Origin of the sequence: Secundilactobacillus paracollinoides (assembly GCF_001702155.1) — a bacterium.
Lineage (GTDB): Bacteria > Bacillota > Bacilli > Lactobacillales > Lactobacillaceae > Secundilactobacillus > Secundilactobacillus paracollinoides.
Map to the genome: position 1 here is coordinate 1134071 of NZ_CP014912.1, position 15666 is coordinate 1149736.

At 37.3% G+C, this 15666-nt stretch carries 19 protein-coding genes; 15 read left to right on the forward strand and 4 right to left on the reverse strand.

Features of this window, described 5'->3' with window-relative positions:
* Nucleotides 1-78: 78 nt before the first annotated feature.
* The 12 genes from AYR61_RS15845 (at nt 79) to AYR61_RS04825 (ending at nt 10494) form a co-directional block, all read left to right on the forward strand.
* Nucleotides 79-216, forward strand: a complete 138-nt coding sequence (locus AYR61_RS15845; protein ID WP_156319412.1) for a class III lanthipeptide — start codon at nt 79-81, stop codon at nt 214-216.
* 293 nt (nt 217-509) lie between these two features.
* Nucleotides 510-839 carry a trypsin-like serine peptidase gene (locus AYR61_RS04785; protein WP_065901910.1) on the forward strand — a complete coding sequence of 110 codons (330 nt, stop codon included), beginning with the start codon at nt 510-512 and terminating at the stop codon, nt 837-839.
* 120 nt (nt 840-959) lie between these two features.
* Complete coding sequence (locus tag AYR61_RS04790; RefSeq protein WP_065901912.1) at nt 960-2318, forward strand: IS4 family transposase; 1359 nt, start codon at nt 960-962, stop codon at nt 2316-2318.
* Nucleotides 2319-2684 (forward strand): hypothetical protein, encoded by a 366-nt coding sequence (locus tag AYR61_RS04795; RefSeq protein WP_065901914.1) that lies wholly within the window; start codon nt 2319-2321, stop codon nt 2682-2684.
* A 30-nt stretch (nt 2685-2714) separates the two neighbouring features.
* Complete coding sequence (gene lanKC / locus AYR61_RS04800; RefSeq protein WP_083220034.1) at nt 2715-5327, forward strand: class III lanthionine synthetase LanKC; 2613 nt, start codon at nt 2715-2717, stop codon at nt 5325-5327.
* 119 nt (nt 5328-5446) lie between these two features.
* Nucleotides 5447-5575, forward strand: a complete 129-nt coding sequence (locus AYR61_RS15850; RefSeq protein ID WP_191982556.1) for a class III lanthipeptide — start codon at nt 5447-5449, stop codon at nt 5573-5575.
* Nucleotides 5576-5602: 27 nt separating this feature from the next.
* Complete coding sequence (locus tag AYR61_RS15855; RefSeq protein ID WP_191982282.1) at nt 5603-5731, forward strand: class III lanthipeptide; 129 nt, start codon at nt 5603-5605, stop codon at nt 5729-5731.
* A gap of 206 nt (nt 5732-5937) precedes the next feature.
* On the forward strand, nt 5938-7569 hold the full coding sequence (locus AYR61_RS04805) for an ATP-binding cassette domain-containing protein (protein WP_083215483.1): 1632 nt from the start codon (nt 5938-5940) through the stop codon (nt 7567-7569).
* A gap of 11 nt (nt 7570-7580) precedes the next feature.
* Complete coding sequence (locus tag AYR61_RS04810) at nt 7581-8474, forward strand: ABC transporter ATP-binding protein (RefSeq protein ID WP_054712508.1); 894 nt, start codon at nt 7581-7583, stop codon at nt 8472-8474.
* Between the two features lies 1 nt (nt 8475).
* Nucleotides 8476-9225, forward strand: a complete 750-nt coding sequence (locus AYR61_RS04815) for an ABC transporter permease (protein WP_054712511.1) — start codon at nt 8476-8478, stop codon at nt 9223-9225.
* Between the two features lie 14 nt (nt 9226-9239).
* Complete coding sequence (locus AYR61_RS04820) at nt 9240-9452, forward strand: DUF3923 family protein (protein WP_054712514.1); 213 nt, start codon at nt 9240-9242, stop codon at nt 9450-9452.
* 238 nt (nt 9453-9690) lie between these two features.
* Nucleotides 9691-10494: a hypothetical protein gene (locus AYR61_RS04825; protein WP_054712517.1), complete on the forward strand. Its 804-nt coding sequence runs from the start codon at nt 9691-9693 to the stop codon at nt 10492-10494.
* 148 nt (nt 10495-10642) lie between these two features.
* On the opposite strand, the gene AYR61_RS04830 is transcribed toward AYR61_RS04825, so the two are convergent.
* Together AYR61_RS04830 and AYR61_RS04835 are read right to left on the reverse strand one after the other, a co-directional pair.
* A complete protein-coding gene (locus tag AYR61_RS04830; protein ID WP_156652803.1) occupies nt 10643-11038 on the reverse strand; it encodes a hypothetical protein in 396 nt (131 codons plus the stop codon).
* Between the two features lie 158 nt (nt 11039-11196).
* Nucleotides 11197-11451, reverse strand: a complete 255-nt coding sequence (locus AYR61_RS04835; protein WP_054712522.1) for a hypothetical protein — start codon at nt 11449-11451, stop codon at nt 11197-11199.
* 199 nt (nt 11452-11650) lie between these two features.
* Between AYR61_RS04835 and AYR61_RS04840 the strand changes: the two genes are divergently transcribed.
* Complete coding sequence (locus tag AYR61_RS04840; protein ID WP_054712525.1) at nt 11651-12289, forward strand: hypothetical protein; 639 nt, start codon at nt 11651-11653, stop codon at nt 12287-12289.
* A gap of 91 nt (nt 12290-12380) precedes the next feature.
* Here the strand turns inward: AYR61_RS04840 and AYR61_RS04845 are convergent, their stop codons facing one another.
* Entirely contained in the window at nt 12381-13154 is a 774-nt protein-coding gene (locus tag AYR61_RS04845; RefSeq protein WP_156652801.1) for a hypothetical protein, read from the reverse strand.
* Nucleotides 13155-13655: 501 nt separating this feature from the next.
* On the opposite strand from AYR61_RS04845, the gene AYR61_RS15770 reads away from it, so the two are divergent.
* Nucleotides 13656-13961: a helveticin J family class III bacteriocin gene (locus AYR61_RS15770; RefSeq protein WP_054709312.1), complete on the forward strand. Its 306-nt coding sequence runs from the start codon at nt 13656-13658 to the stop codon at nt 13959-13961.
* A gap of 237 nt (nt 13962-14198) precedes the next feature.
* Nucleotides 14199-14591 carry a hypothetical protein gene (locus AYR61_RS15860; protein WP_065901918.1) on the forward strand — a complete coding sequence of 131 codons (393 nt, stop codon included), beginning with the start codon at nt 14199-14201 and terminating at the stop codon, nt 14589-14591.
* Between the two features lie 71 nt (nt 14592-14662).
* Here the strand turns inward: AYR61_RS15860 and AYR61_RS04860 are convergent, their stop codons facing one another.
* Entirely contained in the window at nt 14663-15469 is an 807-nt protein-coding gene (locus AYR61_RS04860) for a hypothetical protein (RefSeq protein ID WP_065901920.1), read from the reverse strand.
* Nucleotides 15470-15666 lie beyond the last annotated feature (197 nt).

Sequence of the window (15666 nt, forward strand, 5' to 3'; positions counted from 1 at the left end):
CTTTTGACATGCATTTCCTTTTGTGAGAGACTCATGCCGTTATAATTTTACGTCGCTATCAAGCCAAAGGAGAATTAAATGCAAAATAAAATTTTAGATTTACAAAAGTTTGAAACTCGTAGCAAAGTGGGTCATAAAAAGTCACTTGTCAGTATTGCTTGTGGGAACGGGAGCACTGTGAGTTTATTTGCTTGTCCCGGCCACCCAGCTAAATAATAGGAGGATTTACTATCATGAAAAAAATTACCGAATTGCAGCGTTTATCTGAAACTGGGCAAGAGCCAGTAGCTGCCAGAATGTCCACTGTAAGTATTTCATTTTGTGGACGAAAAGGGCACTCAATTTGGAGCTTGACTTCATACTTTCTGTGCTAAATAGAAAATACAGTTAATGATTTAAACGTTTATTTTTAACTTGGAAGAATATTGTCTTTTATAAATTCACCGAAAGAGTCTGGATGTGATTATTGCCATTAATTACTTAATACGAATCAATCGATGGTGTGATAAATGATTAAAATAACTTTTATGAACTCGGATGATACGCATAGGCATTTTGCGTCTGCCAACTTTGTTCAAATAGCTGGGAAAAAATATTTAGCTACTGCTGCACACTGTGTCTTTGATCCATTGAAACAGGAGATATCAAAAGATATCCGAATGAAACTTAGAGTGAACGGAAAAACTGAAATTGGTATTGTGACAGGAGTAAGTATAGATAACCGGTGGAAAGAACAAGGATTATTACGATTTGATAATGCGATTTGTTCTTTTAAATTTGAAAGTAATTTTGAGCCGTTTGCTGTCGAAACAGCATTTAATTATCTGCCTGAAACTTGAAAGCTAATAATCACGCCAAAGGCGTGTGGTTATTGGCTTTTTTGGCAAAAAATAAACGCAAGCTCTCCTGCGTTGTATACTTTAGTCGACCAAAACCAAGATACAAAGGAGACTTACGTCATGAATATTATAAGACAAAAAAATACAGAAAACGAGCTTCACAATATTGTTCATCAATTTACTTCCCTCATTGGTCTATCTAAACTCACCAAGTTGGTGAATTATCGCCGGAATTCAGAAATCAGCTTGATGAAGGTCATTGAATGGCTGCTCACGACAAAGTTCCTGGGACGCTCGCTTTATCGAGCCCATGAAACACCTAACTTTACCAGTCGCACCGTCAGAAATAATTTGAACGATGGCCGGATCAATTGGCAACGCTTGATTTGTCAAGTTGGGAGTCATTTAATCAAGCATTTACGACCGTTTATTGACCGCCGGCGGCGGTTAGCATTGATCATTGACGATACACTCTTTTCCCGTGAGTACGCCACCCAAACCGAATTACTAGCGCGAGTCTTTGACCATGACAAACAGTTATATATTAAGGGATACCGGGCTTTAACTTTGGGTTGGAGTGACGCCAATACATTCTTACCGATCAACTTTGCATTAATGTCTTCCAAGAAGCCACAAAACGTCCTTGGAAAATCAGCTAAAACAACCGATCAACGAACAATTGCTGGCCGGAGACGTCGCCAAGCACAGCAAAAAATGAACCTCGTTTCATTGCAACTTGTCAAGCAAGCCCTCGCAAATGGCGTTCTAGCTGACTATGTGTTATTTGATAGCTGGTATAGCTCACCAAAAATGTTCTATGAATTAACCAAGTTGGGATTAAACGGCGTGGGCATGCTTAAACGGTCCAGCAAAATTTACTATCAATATCGCGGACGGCAATATTCAGTTAAAGCATTATACAAGCGACTGCAGGCCTCAAAATATCAACCCAAGCAAGCTTATCAATACAGCTGCTTTGTCGAAGCGCACGTCGGGAACCAAAAATTCAAGCTTCGCTTGGTATTTGTGGCTAATCGGGCCCGTCAAGATGACTACCTAGTACTGGCAACGACTCAGTTAGGCCTTCAGCCACAAGAGATCATTCAACTATACGCCCGAAGATGGCAAATTGAGAATTACTTTAAAGTTGCCAAGCAATACTTGCGGCTCGACAAATCACAAGTTCAAAATTATGACGGGCTTTGTGGCCATTTAGCAATTGTCATGATGACTTATGACCTATTAGCTTGGCAGGAACGGCAAAATCAGGATGATCGCACCATTGGGGATTTATTCTTTATAATGAATGAAGCCATGCCAGATATTGAGTTGTCTCAAGCACTGGTATGGCTTCTAAATCCGTTAAAAACGATTATTAATCATGAAGTTTATGCAAGAAGAGCCCAAATTATTCAGATGATGAATCAGTTCTTCACATTTTTGCCGAAACGGTTAGTTTCGCTGTTAACAGCAAGCTAAATGGTTAAATTAATTAAAATATGCCCTGTGATACCAAGGGATCAGTCTGTCTTCATACTTTCAAGTTTCAGTTATCTGCCTGAAAAATCTGATTCGGTCAGTATCGAGGGTGTGTCTGCTGGTCGGTTTTTCAATAAGTCAGTTGAGGCGATAGGGCATCCAGACTTATCTCTGTTAAAAAGTAATCAGATAGTAGGTATATCGGCAAAGATGAAACAAGGAGTTTCCGGTGGGCCATTATTTTCTAAGATTAACGGTGAAAAAAAACAAGTTGGTGTTATTACCGCTTCTTTACAAGAAGCCCCTGGATATATTTGGTGCACTGTTTGGAATCGTGAAGCATTTAATCTTGTGACATCGTTATGAAGATATTAATAAGTGATAAAGCGGAGGTAAATGATGGATATCCGGTATACGGACTTTCTTAATAAAGGGACAATTTTTTATTCACCAACCCAACATGAATCAAAACCTTATGATGCACCAGAAGTAGAGTTAGATGATTGGATTATTTCTAGTGATAAAGATTGGAAATATTATATTAATCGAACAAATAGCTTAGCTAAACAAGGTTGGAAGATTCACATTACGTCAACTTTAGGGGAAAGTCAGAACTGTCTGAACGTGGTTAGTAGTTGGTTAATTGCTAATCAGATTTCCTTTAAGTATGTTCCCAATGTTCTAAATTTATTATCAAAGAATTCAAAATATGGCGATCGTGCATCTGCTGGTAAGTTTATTACGGTTTATCCTAAAAATACTCAAGAATTTTGCAGTGCGTTAAAGGGGTTAGCGGATTGCACTAGTGGATTTGCTGCAGGACCATATATTTTAAATGACAAGCAATGGTTTGACTCAAATGTCTTTTTTCGATATGGCGCATTTCAAGAAATGTACGCATTTGAAGACGGCCGAAAGGTTTTAGGAATTGAAAATTCTAAGGGGGTCATGGTTCCTGACATTCGGGCACCATATTACGTTGTGCCGGATTTTGTTGAAGAGCCAGGGATAGTTGTTCAAATGACCGCTATTCAGGACAAAAAGTATTCTCAGGTAGATACATCTAAATTTGATAAATATGATGTTGAATCTGCATTGCATTTTAGTAATGCAGGAGGCGTTTACAAAGTTAATTACGATACAAAAAATTTCGTAATGAAAGAAGGACGAAAGGAGGCAGGATTAGATCGATTAAATCGAGATGGATTTCAAAGGTTGAAGAATGAAGCTGAGGTATTACATAATTTACAGAAAAAAGATTACGTTGTAAATATGTATGATTATTTTGAGATTTGGGAAAATAATTACTTAGTTGAGGATTATCTGCAAGGTCGAAATTTGTCATATTTTGTAGCTGAGGATTTCCCTTTTTCTAATTTTCAAGATAAATTAAAATATACTGGGCAGGCATTAAAGATTATTCTGAGACTCAAAGATATTCTAGTCGATTTGCATAAGGATGGCTTTACTTTTGGAGATTTACAGCCAAATAACGTTATGATTTTAGACAATCATGATATTAAATTAATAGACTTGGAAACATCAACTCCAACGAATAAAGTCTATTATCCTGGATTGCAAACGCCAGGCTTCGTGCTTCAAAGTGCGCGTTCCTTTGAAGAGGCTGACTGGTTTGCTTTATGGAGAATAGCCAGATTCCTGTTCTTGCCAATCGAACCAATTTCAGATTTGACTGCAAGTATCGAAAAAAATCAGGATATTTCTATCGAAGAAAACTTTGGGAGTGCCATATCAAACCAGCTCAAATCTTTACAGACTTTTATTGAGAGTTTTGTTCAATTTCCAGAAAGTGCTTCAGGACTGTCAGCGCCGAGTTATCAGTTTAAAAATAATATCAAGGACACATTAACGTTTCAGCTAAGACAAGGATTAATAGAAAATATTGATTCAACGAGTGATTCATTGATACCGGGGGATATACGTCAATATACTGACGTATTCGGCTCACTATCTGTTGCCTACGGAGGATTTGGCGCTGTAATGGCTTTAAACAGAACTGGCGATTTACCTCAGGAAGCACGAACATGGGCTGTTGGAACAGCAAATAGGATTATAAATATGTCCGATCCAGATCTTCCAAAAGGGATGTTTAATGGTCTTTCAGGAATTGCAGAAGTTTTATTTGAAATTGGAGAAAAAAAGCTCTCCAAAATGATATTCCAAAAGTGCTTATCAGAAAAAGATAACGGGGATTTAAGTCTATTCTCTGGTGTTTCTGGCGTTGGATTAATTTCATTATCTTTGTATGAACAGTCTGGTGATGAGAGTTTATTACAGGCTGCTGTTCTTGCGGGTAAAGAAATTACAAATAAATATAACCAGAATATAAAGCTTGTATCTTCCGATCCCTTTGGCATTCCAAATGGTATTTTAGGGGGATGGTCAGGAATTGCTTTGTTTATGCTGGAACTCTCTCTCTTATCAGGCAATGAAGAATTTAAAAAGACAGCAATTCAAATGATTCGACGTGAATTGGAAAATAACGTTTCTGTTGATGAAGAATTACACCTTGCGCAAGTGTCGGATTATTCGTTAGGAAAGGAACGACTGATTCCTTATCTTGGAGAAGGATCAGCAGGAATTGCTTTAACTCTGTTTGAATTTAATAAGATAGCTCAGTCATTTAATAGTGCGGCTGATCAAAAATTAATTGAAAATCTATGTAATGTAGATGAGACCTATTGTTCATATTCTTCAGGTATAACTAGGGGAATTGCTGGGTTTATTATTCTCGAAAATGCGAAAAAAGAATTGGGCTTAATTGATGATTATAACCTTTCAACTTTACGTAACTATTTAATGACATACAAAGACCACACGATAATTAGCCCTGGAAATTATGGATATCGTTGCTCAATGGACTTGTTTACCGGAAATTCGGGCCTGATTTTAACTTTAAGCGATCTTGATACAGGTTCATGGAACGGTTGGTTGCCTATAATACCCGGGAGTTTGTCAAACCTTTTCGGGGAAAATAAAGAATCCTAGTAAGAAATTATAGTATCAACAATTACAAAGTTAATACGAATTTTGAAGATGATTTTATCGGTGTATTCACTATTAGTGTAATGCCTTAATAACCGGTCAAATTGAAAGGGGGTGAGATGATGAATAAATTGATTAGTTTACAGAAGACTGCGATTGATGCAGATGTAACTCTGTTAAGACACGGTTCTTCAAAAATCAGTCTTGGTTGCCACAACATTAGTACAATCAGTCTTTATTTCTGCGAATAAGATTTGGAAAAGGATAGGGGTAGTATTATGAACAAATTGGTTAGCTTACAGAAAACAGCAATTGATGCAGATGTAACGTTGTTGAGACACGGTTCTTCGAAGATCAGCCTTGGCTGTCACAACATTAGCACAATTAGTCTCTATTTCTGTGAATAAATAAAACGCAAATAAGGACTAATGACCTGTACTAATTCAAAGAAATCTAAAATTGACATTAATGTAATTTTGTTAAGAGTAATTCTTCGAAGATAAAAGCTAGCATCACGGCAATAGCATCGTTATTCCTTATTTTTGTTTTGATTGTACTTGAGAGGGAATGAATAAATCCCCTCTTTTACATAGTGTTGGTCAGGAGGACAAACATGTACTTTATCAAAGAATTGATTGAAAAGCACAAGTTTCTTATGATTTGTTCGCTTTGTTTAATCATTATATATTCATTTAATGGTGTACTAATTTCATCCCTAGTTTACTATGCTGGAAAATTTAACGCTCACACAAGTTTAAAGTCTGTCTTGATTTATCTTGTACTTGCACTAGCTGCTTGGGGTGTGATTTATTTTGCTCAATTTCTTTTATCTGTAGTACAAAGTAAGGTCATAAAAGAAGTGAACATAAGCCTGAAAGGTGAAGTAATCACCAACACATGGTTTGCTAACGGAAAACATGAAAATTCAGCGGATATTATTTCGCTTTTGATGAATGATTTTAAACTGTTGGAAACGAATTATCTGACAGAGTTCTTTGAAATTATTGAAAATTTATTCTTACTGATAGTTTCGTTGGCATATATGCTAATTCTTAATAGGCTTGTAGCTCTTGTATTTATAGCCTTTTCATTTCTTCCGCTAGTAACACCAATTTTATTTTCTAAGAGGTTGAACTTGGCAGCCTCAAATTGGACAAAGAAAAACGATGCGCTCATTACAAAAGTGAAAGATTTTTATCAGGGATATTCAACGTTCCGAACATATGGAGTCCAAAAGCGTATTTACAGTATTCTTTATGGCAGAGTTGTTGATGTAGAAGATGGACAGTATCACCTTTCTGTAAGACAGTCGGGAGCCCAACTGGCTGGATCTTTGGTTGCAGGAATTGGTTTTATTGTTCCATTCTCTATTGGGTGTCTTCTAATTATTTCAACAAACTCGTTTACGTTTACTACTTTACTAGCAATTTTTCTCGCAAATGATCGTGTTATCAGTCCTGTTATGAGCATGGTTTCAAGTTTTAACCAGATGGAATCAACGGCTACTATTAGGAAGAAAATTCTACAAATCATTAATAAAAAGCCTAGCTTATATGAAAGAAATGATAGCAGTTCTGAACCTCAATCGGACAACGAAGAGAGTAAATTTGAGGCTCGTAATATGTACTTTAGAATTAGCGAAAGTAAATCTATCTCCTTTGATTTGAAAGTAAATAATACCGATAAGATTTTGATATTTGGAGAATCGGGCATAGGAAAAAGTACTTTATTAAAAACTTTAAACGGTGATGTCAATGCTGATTCTGGTAACTATATAGAAATTAAAAATAATGATGCTATTGTACGGAATCCGACTGAAGATGTTGCGTATATCAATCAAAATCCATATATTTATAAGGCAAATATTGCAGACAATATTTCGCTATTTAATTCTGAAGCACAATTAGATAAGTTAAAGTCTGCGTTTACCGAAGCGCGGCTGACAACTGACTATGAGTTGTCGGATATGTTTCAAATAAACCTTGGAGAAAATGGATCTATGCTATCTGGTGGACAAAGGCAAAAGGTTGAAGTAGCTCGAGCGTTGTTTGCAAATAAATCTTTAATATTGGCTGATGAAGTGACCGCGAATTTAGATAGTGAAAATGCAAAGGAAATCAGGAATTTACTTTTTAGATTATCTCAACCGGTTATTGAGGTGGCGCATCATTATGATATAAACGATAAAAGGTATACAAAGATTTATAATCTTCAAAATAATGGAACTTTAGTCCAAATCAAGTAGGTGAACAGTTTATGGAAGCAGCGTTACTGCAAATTTCGGGGTTAACCAAAACATACAATAAAAGGACCATATTAGATAATATCAATATGTCCGTGCAAGAAGGGACGATTGTCGGCCTAGTCGGACCAAATGGGGTTGGCAAAACAACCCTAATGAAATGCATCCTGGAATTAACACCTTTTTCTCAGGGGGAAATTGTCGTCAATGGCCAAACGATCACTGCCAGGAAAAAACCAAAGATAACTGAAATTGGTGCCTTGATCGAAAGTCCAGGACTATACACTTATCTGTCAGGAATGGATAACATTAGACTTTATACGAACGATGTCGATGAGGCACTTCTGGAACGCGTGATTACGATCTTCAAAATGGACCATTACATTCAAAAGAAAGTTTCCGGTTACTCATTAGGCATGCGACAAAAGGTTGGTATCTTACAGGCCATCATTACGGGGAAAAGGGTTGTGATTTTAGATGAACCGATCAATGGGCTTGATCCACAGTCTGTCGTGGATTTTAGAACCATCATCCAAGACTTAGCCGCGACAGGGGTCACCTTTTTAATCTCTAGTCATCTCATTAGTGAATTAGAAAGGTTAGCGGACAACCTTTATATTTTAAACAACGGCGGTCATCTTGAAGCATTCGATATTCGTGGTGGTGACGCTAATCATTGGTTTGAATTGGCAACGACAAATAACAACAAGCTGCTGACTGAGTTGACGCGAGCAACAATTTCATCTCATCAGGCCAATGGTCGCGTTGTCGTGAATCTCGCTACCGAAGCCACGACTAAAACGGTATTCAATATTATTGCCGCTAACCATATCGAAGTGACCGAAATCAGGCAAACGGATGATGATTTAGAGATGCAAATTTTAGATCAGATGAAACGAGGGAAATAGGATGGTGCATGGCATTGGTCTTGAGCTTTACAAATTACGAAGTCGCAAAGATGTTAGACTTATTTTACTAGTCATTAGTGTTTTTTACCTTGTCATGGTGGGCGTTACGGCTATAAAACCAGCTTATTTTGGTACCAAATTTATGGTCGAAAATTCGTTTTCCACGTTACAGTTCATCCCACTGATCGTTATGGTTTTTGCAGCGGATCTGATGTCCTCAGAATTTCAGCAGGGCACCATTAAGAATCTAATTATTGCGGCTAAATCGCGACTACAGATCATTGCCTCAAAGGCGGTTGCGTTGATTATCGTTATTGGCCTCATGTATTTAGGTATTTTTTTCCTGGATACCATTGTCAGTGGTGCCCTATTCCACGAGGCGTTCCAATCGATCATCATGAAGGACACATTTCTTTGGATCTTGGGTTCGGCATTTGAAACACTGTTACTTGGGTCGTTTGTCTTCTTTCTGTCAGTGATCTCTAAAACACCTGCGATACCAGTGGCCATTGGGGTATTGGTCTACTTAATGGTCGGGTTGATTGATGGGGCAAACTTCTCGTTGATCGCTAAATTAAGCCTATTAAAATGGAATATCGTCAACATGTTAAATTTCAAAGCGCAACTGATCAGTCATTCTTTGCAAACACAGACGGGGTTAAGTATCACTAATTTCGTTGTGGGTATTGTTGTGTATGTGGCGCTCTTTTTAGTTGCTAGTTATCTGGTCTTTAAAAATAAATCTGTGTAAGAGGTGAAGGACTCATGAAACACGGCTATCTCATCACCAACCTCATTTTGGCGGTGATCTTCATTTTACTATCTGCGGTAATTTTCCTGCGTAAAACGGATGGGGCGGGTCTGGCACAATCGCCGCATTTACGATTGGTCACATTCGTTGTGCTCGTTATCTTCTTTGCACTTATTGTAGTAGGTGAGCTGATCGTATTTGCCGTTTCGCATCGCAGACGGGTCTAAGTCACTTGAGATGAATTAAAAACGACCATGCAGCCTCATTAGGTAAACGCTAATGAGGCTGCATGGTCGTTTTTGAATCGTACGAGTTACGGCGGTGAGTAGCTAATCCCCATATGACCCGCAAGATTATGCTGAATAGTTCTTAATCAGGCTACTTGATGTTGTATTGTTAATCCCTTTCTTGATGTAAAATAAAATTAATCAGGGGACGATTATCTTTAAATCAGGAGGGTCAATCATGCACAAAACAATAAAATATCTTGCCACAATAGCAGGTATTCTGGCAACGATGACGGTGGCTGTTAACACAATCCAAACAAAAGCCAGCGCCAGTTCGTATCAAATCATCAAGACAAAGTATTATTCACACGCTCCAAAATTTCATGCCAAGAATAAAACGCAAAATGCTTACCTTTGGAATAAGACACACACAAAGAAACTGCACAATATCAAAAACTATCCCAACTCTATTTGGACGCTGACTAAGAGTGAAATTGTCCGCAAGGACGCGGTTTACTACTACGTTACAGCAGCATCACCTAATAAGCGGTATCATACGCCAGTTAACGGCCGTATCTGGCGAGGGTACCTCACCAAAGGGTATAACCAGAATTACGCCGTTTGGAATAATTTATTTGTAATACCAGGTAACCATGACTTTGTCTCGGATACAGACTACGCAAACTACATTCAAAAATCTCCTTCACAAGCGCTGACACGAAAGGTACTCGCGATGTTTCCGAATTCAAAAGTGTCCATCGATCTGAGTGAGAATCTGGTTGATTCAAAATATTATAGTAACGCGTTTACGGACACCATTTCGTTGCCGAGCGTCAATACTTATTTTGATCCAACAAAGTACACGAACCTCTCTACCAATCAACGAGCTGCAGCAATTGAACAAGCGTTGAATGATGCAGGTTATACGCAAGCCAAGCGGGATGCGATGAGTAATTATAAGATTGGGATTTACTATTGTACAAGGCTGGTGGATGTCGACGAGGTTGAATTTGGACTTCAGTTAGCGATTCCAGCAAATTAAGTTAAATAACGTCATCGGATATTGACTAAACTTACGGTCAATATCAGATGACGTTATTTTTGTGAGAAAATTTAGTTTACTGCTGTCTGATTCGCACTCTTATAAGCTTGAATCTGACAGGCCAATTGGCTCATTTGTTCTAATCCCATTAAGCTGTGGGTTTAAGTAACAATACCAGCGCAGACCCAAAGTACTTTGAAGTAGAAGGATAGGCTGATACCGCAATGTGCCATCCAGAAAAGTCGTTAATTGTTTTTCCCTTAATGAGTGAGTAGAATACTTGGCCCTTATCTTTCAACTGTGCGGTTAAGTTCTCAGTTAACAGTTGTTTTGAATAAGCATCATATGAGATCTTGCCAGCCTTTAATTCCGATAATAACGTTGCATTATCAAAGTAATCAAAGCCAAGCATCGCAAAGTTTGACTGCTCGTTCTTGGGTAGCGCTTCTTGCATATTTGCATAGACGTCGCCATCATGAGCAATGTTGCTATCAGCAATTTTTTGAAGACTAGCATCATATACTGTACCTGGTAATACATTCATGACCTGCTTTACAATTTCTGCTTCAGACAGTGACGCCCTTGTTGGAGTTGCTGATGACTTGTAGGCACCTTTGGTTAAGTAGTTGCGCCAAACGTATCCGCTAACTGAGTTACTTTTATTTTGGATATAGTAGAAAATTCCGGTTTTTTTACCATTAGTTAATTTAACGCTTTTTTTACGTACCAAGTTGTTCGTGGATAGTTTTTTAAGTTATGAAGTTTCTTCGTCAGTGTGCTGTTCCACATGTAGACACTCTTAGTTGCGTTTTTAACATGATAGGCCGGGGTTGATTTGGCATAGCTTTTTGTTGTAACTGTTCGGTAGGCAGTACTGGCTGAAACGTTTTGCGTTGTGAATCCTAAGTATAAGACCAAACTTGCGAAAGCAAGCTCGGCAATAAGTGTCTTTTTCATACGTGTCATCCCTTCTCTATAACTGAATTTTAACATAGGTAACTACCAAAACACCTTTTGGATTTTCTCTTTGGTACATAATCCGGGTATTTTTTATGTGTTTAAAAAAATTCAGCCTGAGACTTTGTCCGCATATCTAGATATTTAACATAGCAAAATCTGTGTTATACTAGTTTCAATCAAAGAGGGAGTGTCCATTATGAGTCATACAATTGGTAGAAAAATCAGAATCATTGCAGTAATGGTTGCGCTATTTGGAATTGGCCTAATTACTAATAGCGTCAGTGCACATGCGGCCTACTTCAATTATTATCAGAATAACCAACCAAAAAAATTACATAAGACGTACACCAGCAAGAAAAGTTATTCAGTAAAAAAGACATTTACGTTTGACACCAACTATAAGCTAAAGATCAATAATGTTTATCTTTATCAAGTGTCCAAAAAACATTCTAACTATCCGACTTGGGCCAAGATAACGGGAACTGCCTATAATAATACTGATAATGGGTATTACCGTTTTGGGGCAATCAGTGCATTTGACGGTATTGTCACAAATTACGTCGCACGATTGTACCCGGTTAGTAATGCCGAACCAAACCATTTTGCTTTTTCACAAGCAACCAGTTTAAGTCCAAAGATGTTCAACATTAAAACTAATGGCACTTATACAGATTTTCTTGGTCCGCATAAGTCTGAGAAATTTGAATTGTTACTGCATTCGAAGAAGACGGTGACTAAGCAGGGTGAGACTAGTCTTAGGTTGAATACAATTTGCATTAATTCAACTGGCAATAATGACCCAGGGTATGCTTGGGTAAACGTTAATTTAAAGTAGTTTGATCATTAAAAGAGACTGTCCATATGTTTGTGGACAGTCTCTTTTAATTAGTTTAATTCGATTAAATAATGGGTGATATGACGGCTAATTACTTTTCAATACCGGTTATGAATCCTTGTTCCATCATGCCATCTGCCCAGGAGTGAAACGTGAAGTTGTTAATGTAAATACCGATGACGAGTTTTTGGTTCCGTACACTAGTGGTATAGCCATTAGCTGCTAAATAAGCTTTGATTTTTGTGTACCTTTGGGCATTGGATGACGTGTTTTTCGTATTGAGATACGTATCTAATGAATTAATCCGTTTTATCGATTGGATATTGGTGATGTTATAAGTGTTTTTGTTGTACTTTAATGATGCCAGACTTAAATCAAGAGAGACAGTACTGTTGGGGAATAAGGCAAGTATCTTTCTAGTTAGTGCCTGAGATGGCGATTTTTTGATATAGGTTTGATACTCTGTTGAATTTCCAAAGTGCATAATATCTTCGTTATTGATCAGCTTGTAATTCGGATTGTGCCCGTTTGTAAGGTACTTATGCCATACATATCCACCAGCTAACTTAGTATCTTTTTCTGGAGAAATTGGATAGATATGATAATAAACAGATTTTTGGCCATTATGACTGAAGGTTGTAATGGCATTAACAGAGTATGTTGTGGCTGGATAGTTTTTTAAGTTATAGCGAACTTTTGTATGGTTTAGATTCCAAACGTAGATGGATTTGCTAAAGCTTGAAGCATGGACCAGCAATTGTGACGAATACTCTGGATGTGTGTATGTCGTTTTAAGTGTTTTATAGGCGCTAGCATGTGACTGTAACGGATTGAGGACCGTACTTGCGCTGATGGTGCATTGCATAATAGCTATTGTGATATTTTCTTGAGTTTCATAGCTATTTTTCTCCCCTGAAAATTGAATATGTTAGAGTCTTGTAACAGAAAGTCTCCTAAACTTACTGTAACTTTTCGTAATCGGATGATATTAATCTCACCCTTAGCATTCAATACATAAGACACTGTGTTCAATGATTTATTATATATTCATTAAATAAAAACCATTTAACGATTACATAATAATACAAATAGTCTTTGAAATATTTCGAATTTTTTTCTGCATTTGTAATAATAAGCAGTAACTTAATAGTGTTTTTAAAACATTAACGCTTAAGGGGAAAATCTAATTTTAAAAAACAGTTGCCGGCTAACGCTGATTTATCAGCGTTAGCCGGCAACTGTTTCGAAGTAAATTATTACTTTAATATCTCGGAAATAAAATGGAAACATAGGAAATATGAATGATATTAGTATTGAGATTGTAATCGCCGGTGATTATACAAAATAATGAATAGAGGTAATAATTATGGCCGTGACAGCAACAAAATTTGTGACGTTTAGTGGACTGCGATATACAAATGCAGTTCAAACATTTTATGTGGGAACTACGTATATTTACGCATTACAGCGTATTGACACCGATGCCATTTTAACGCGATGTGATATGACTGGGGCACGTATTGATGATATGTATCTGACGAACTTTGGGCATAGTGAAACGCTACAGTGGTTCAGTCATAAAGGAATTTCTTACTTCTGGATTGGTACTAAGGGTGAACAAACCTTAATAAGTGAAAATGATACAACTTATTGGGCAACTCAACTTGCTTGAATTACGTACGATCCATCTAAGACTGAGCCTAATGACTATAACTATACAGACGCAACAAGATTATCATCTGTTATCCGTGCCAATTACGATGGCTCATCGTCTGGTAATCTTACTCGGTTTGAAGCAGCTTTATCAAGCGACACAGATACACCAAGTAAAAAGCTTGAGTTGTTAGTTCTCTCCATCAATGATGCCTCTCCTCGAATCGGTAATTATACAATTTATGATAATGAGGCTTTGAATGATATCTTAGATACGAACAAAGCTGCCGGTCAGAAATTTACGTCGTTTCAAGATGTAACTGGTACTGTTTTGGCGTATGCGCCTTTAAACAAATTTCATGCCTATGGAGAAGTTGCTAACGAATCAATTCAAGGGTTAGAATTTTCAGATGGGCGTGCAATGTACTTTACAAGCGGTAGTAAAACACAGGAAACAAAAATTCAAAAATCGCTTTGGGAGTTCACCTCCAATGAAGTTCAGACGATATCTGATGGTACTGTCGGTGTTACTGAAACTGAGGGTATTCAGCTAAAAGGTGACGATATCTACTTTGCCGTTGCACATTATACAGGGGATTCAGTTTCAGATAACTATATTTATACGGTTCCTAAATCTATTTTTAGTTAATTGTATTTAAAAAGCCTCCCAAGTTGGAGGCTTTTTGAATACAGCCATTAATGTTCCAAGGGACTCAATGACTAGTTGGTTGGTTTTGCAAGGATAATACCAAGACCAGTATCATCTGTATCACCATAGTACTTATCAACATAATAAATCCCAATTTGGTATCCTTTAAGTGATGCTCGTTTTGTGGCATTGTAGCCTTCTGCGTTTAGAGCCGTCTCAATTTCTTGTAGGCGTGTTGTAGTTGAACGGGTGTCCTTATAACTGTGATAAAAATAGTTGTTAGCCTTACTTGGAATCACTGCATTACTATAGCTTTTATTAAATGTAACGGAATCATCTGCTAACATATCACGGTTTTCAACATAGTTTGAAAGTGATAGGGATAGCGAGCTATTTGGGAAAAGCTTTAAAACATCTCTGGTTAGTTGCTGGGAGCTTGACTGGTTAATATAGGATTGATAATCGGAAGTCGAAGTGAATCCTTGCAGTGCGAGGTTGTTCCAAACGGCATAGTTTTTGTTATATCCCTTAGTTAAATAGCCATGCCATACGTAGCCTTCAACATTGGTTTTATTGTTAGGCGTTGAAGCAATAACAGCGTAGTAAAGTGCACTTTTACCATTATGTTTAAGTGTGATAGCGGCAGTCGCATTCCAATTGGTATTGGGGTAATTTTTTAAATTATGGATCTTTTTTGTATGTGCTTTATTCCATACATAGGCGCTTTGCGATTTATTAGCGGCATGATAAATTGGACGTGTCTGATAATATTCAGTATGAGTAATAGTGTAGCTAATTGCGTTAGCTTTTTTAATGCCTGGAGTGCCGATTCCTACAAGAGCGATTGTCACAGCAAGGGCTAATTTGATTGGTTTCATGTTGTCTCCCCCAAAAAGGTAAATTGTAGTTTAATATTGTTCATTATAGTCTCTTATTATTATGGTTCAAGCGTTTCTGATTAATTTAACTGGTTGCTATAACTCAAGGTGCGCTTGAGTTAATGTTAATTTAAAGTAGTTTGATCATTAAAAGAGACTATCCAGTTGTGGACAGTCTCTTTTTAATGGGTTTAATT

Bases quoted from the DNA above. Each gene is read 5' to 3' on its own strand.
- AYR61_RS15845 (WP_156319412.1), top strand. From the start codon at position 79: ATGCAAAATAAAATTTTAGATTTACAAAAGTTTGAAACTCGTAGCAAA.
- AYR61_RS04785 (WP_065901910.1), top strand. From the start codon at position 510: ATGATTAAAATAACTTTTATGAACTCGGATGATACGCATAGGCATTTT.
- AYR61_RS04790 (WP_065901912.1), top strand. From the start codon at position 960: ATGAATATTATAAGACAAAAAAATACAGAAAACGAGCTTCACAATATT.
- AYR61_RS04795 (WP_065901914.1), top strand. From the start codon at position 2,319: ATGGTTAAATTAATTAAAATATGCCCTGTGATACCAAGGGATCAGTCT.
- lanKC (WP_083220034.1), top strand. From the start codon at position 2,715: ATGATGGATATCCGGTATACGGACTTTCTTAATAAAGGGACAATTTTT.
- AYR61_RS15850 (WP_191982556.1), top strand. From the start codon at position 5,447: ATGAATAAATTGATTAGTTTACAGAAGACTGCGATTGATGCAGATGTA.
- AYR61_RS15855 (WP_191982282.1), top strand. From the start codon at position 5,603: ATGAACAAATTGGTTAGCTTACAGAAAACAGCAATTGATGCAGATGTA.
- AYR61_RS04805 (WP_083215483.1), top strand. From the start codon at position 5,938: ATGTACTTTATCAAAGAATTGATTGAAAAGCACAAGTTTCTTATGATT.
- AYR61_RS04810 (WP_054712508.1), top strand. From the start codon at position 7,581: ATGGAAGCAGCGTTACTGCAAATTTCGGGGTTAACCAAAACATACAAT.
- AYR61_RS04815 (WP_054712511.1), top strand. From the start codon at position 8,476: ATGGTGCATGGCATTGGTCTTGAGCTTTACAAATTACGAAGTCGCAAA.
- AYR61_RS04820 (WP_054712514.1), top strand. From the start codon at position 9,240: ATGAAACACGGCTATCTCATCACCAACCTCATTTTGGCGGTGATCTTC.
- AYR61_RS04825 (WP_054712517.1), top strand. From the start codon at position 9,691: ATGCACAAAACAATAAAATATCTTGCCACAATAGCAGGTATTCTGGCA.
- AYR61_RS04830 (WP_156652803.1), bottom strand. From the start codon at position 11,038: ATGAATGTATTACCAGGTACAGTATATGATGCTAGTCTTCAAAAAATT.
- AYR61_RS04835 (WP_054712522.1), bottom strand. From the start codon at position 11,451: ATGAAAAAGACACTTATTGCCGAGCTTGCTTTCGCAAGTTTGGTCTTA.
- AYR61_RS04840 (WP_054712525.1), top strand. From the start codon at position 11,651: ATGAGTCATACAATTGGTAGAAAAATCAGAATCATTGCAGTAATGGTT.
- AYR61_RS04845 (WP_156652801.1), bottom strand. From the start codon at position 13,154: ATGCAATGCACCATCAGCGCAAGTACGGTCCTCAATCCGTTACAGTCA.
- AYR61_RS15770 (WP_054709312.1), top strand. From the start codon at position 13,656: ATGGCCGTGACAGCAACAAAATTTGTGACGTTTAGTGGACTGCGATAT.
- AYR61_RS04860 (WP_065901920.1), bottom strand. From the start codon at position 15,469: ATGAAACCAATCAAATTAGCCCTTGCTGTGACAATCGCTCTTGTAGGA.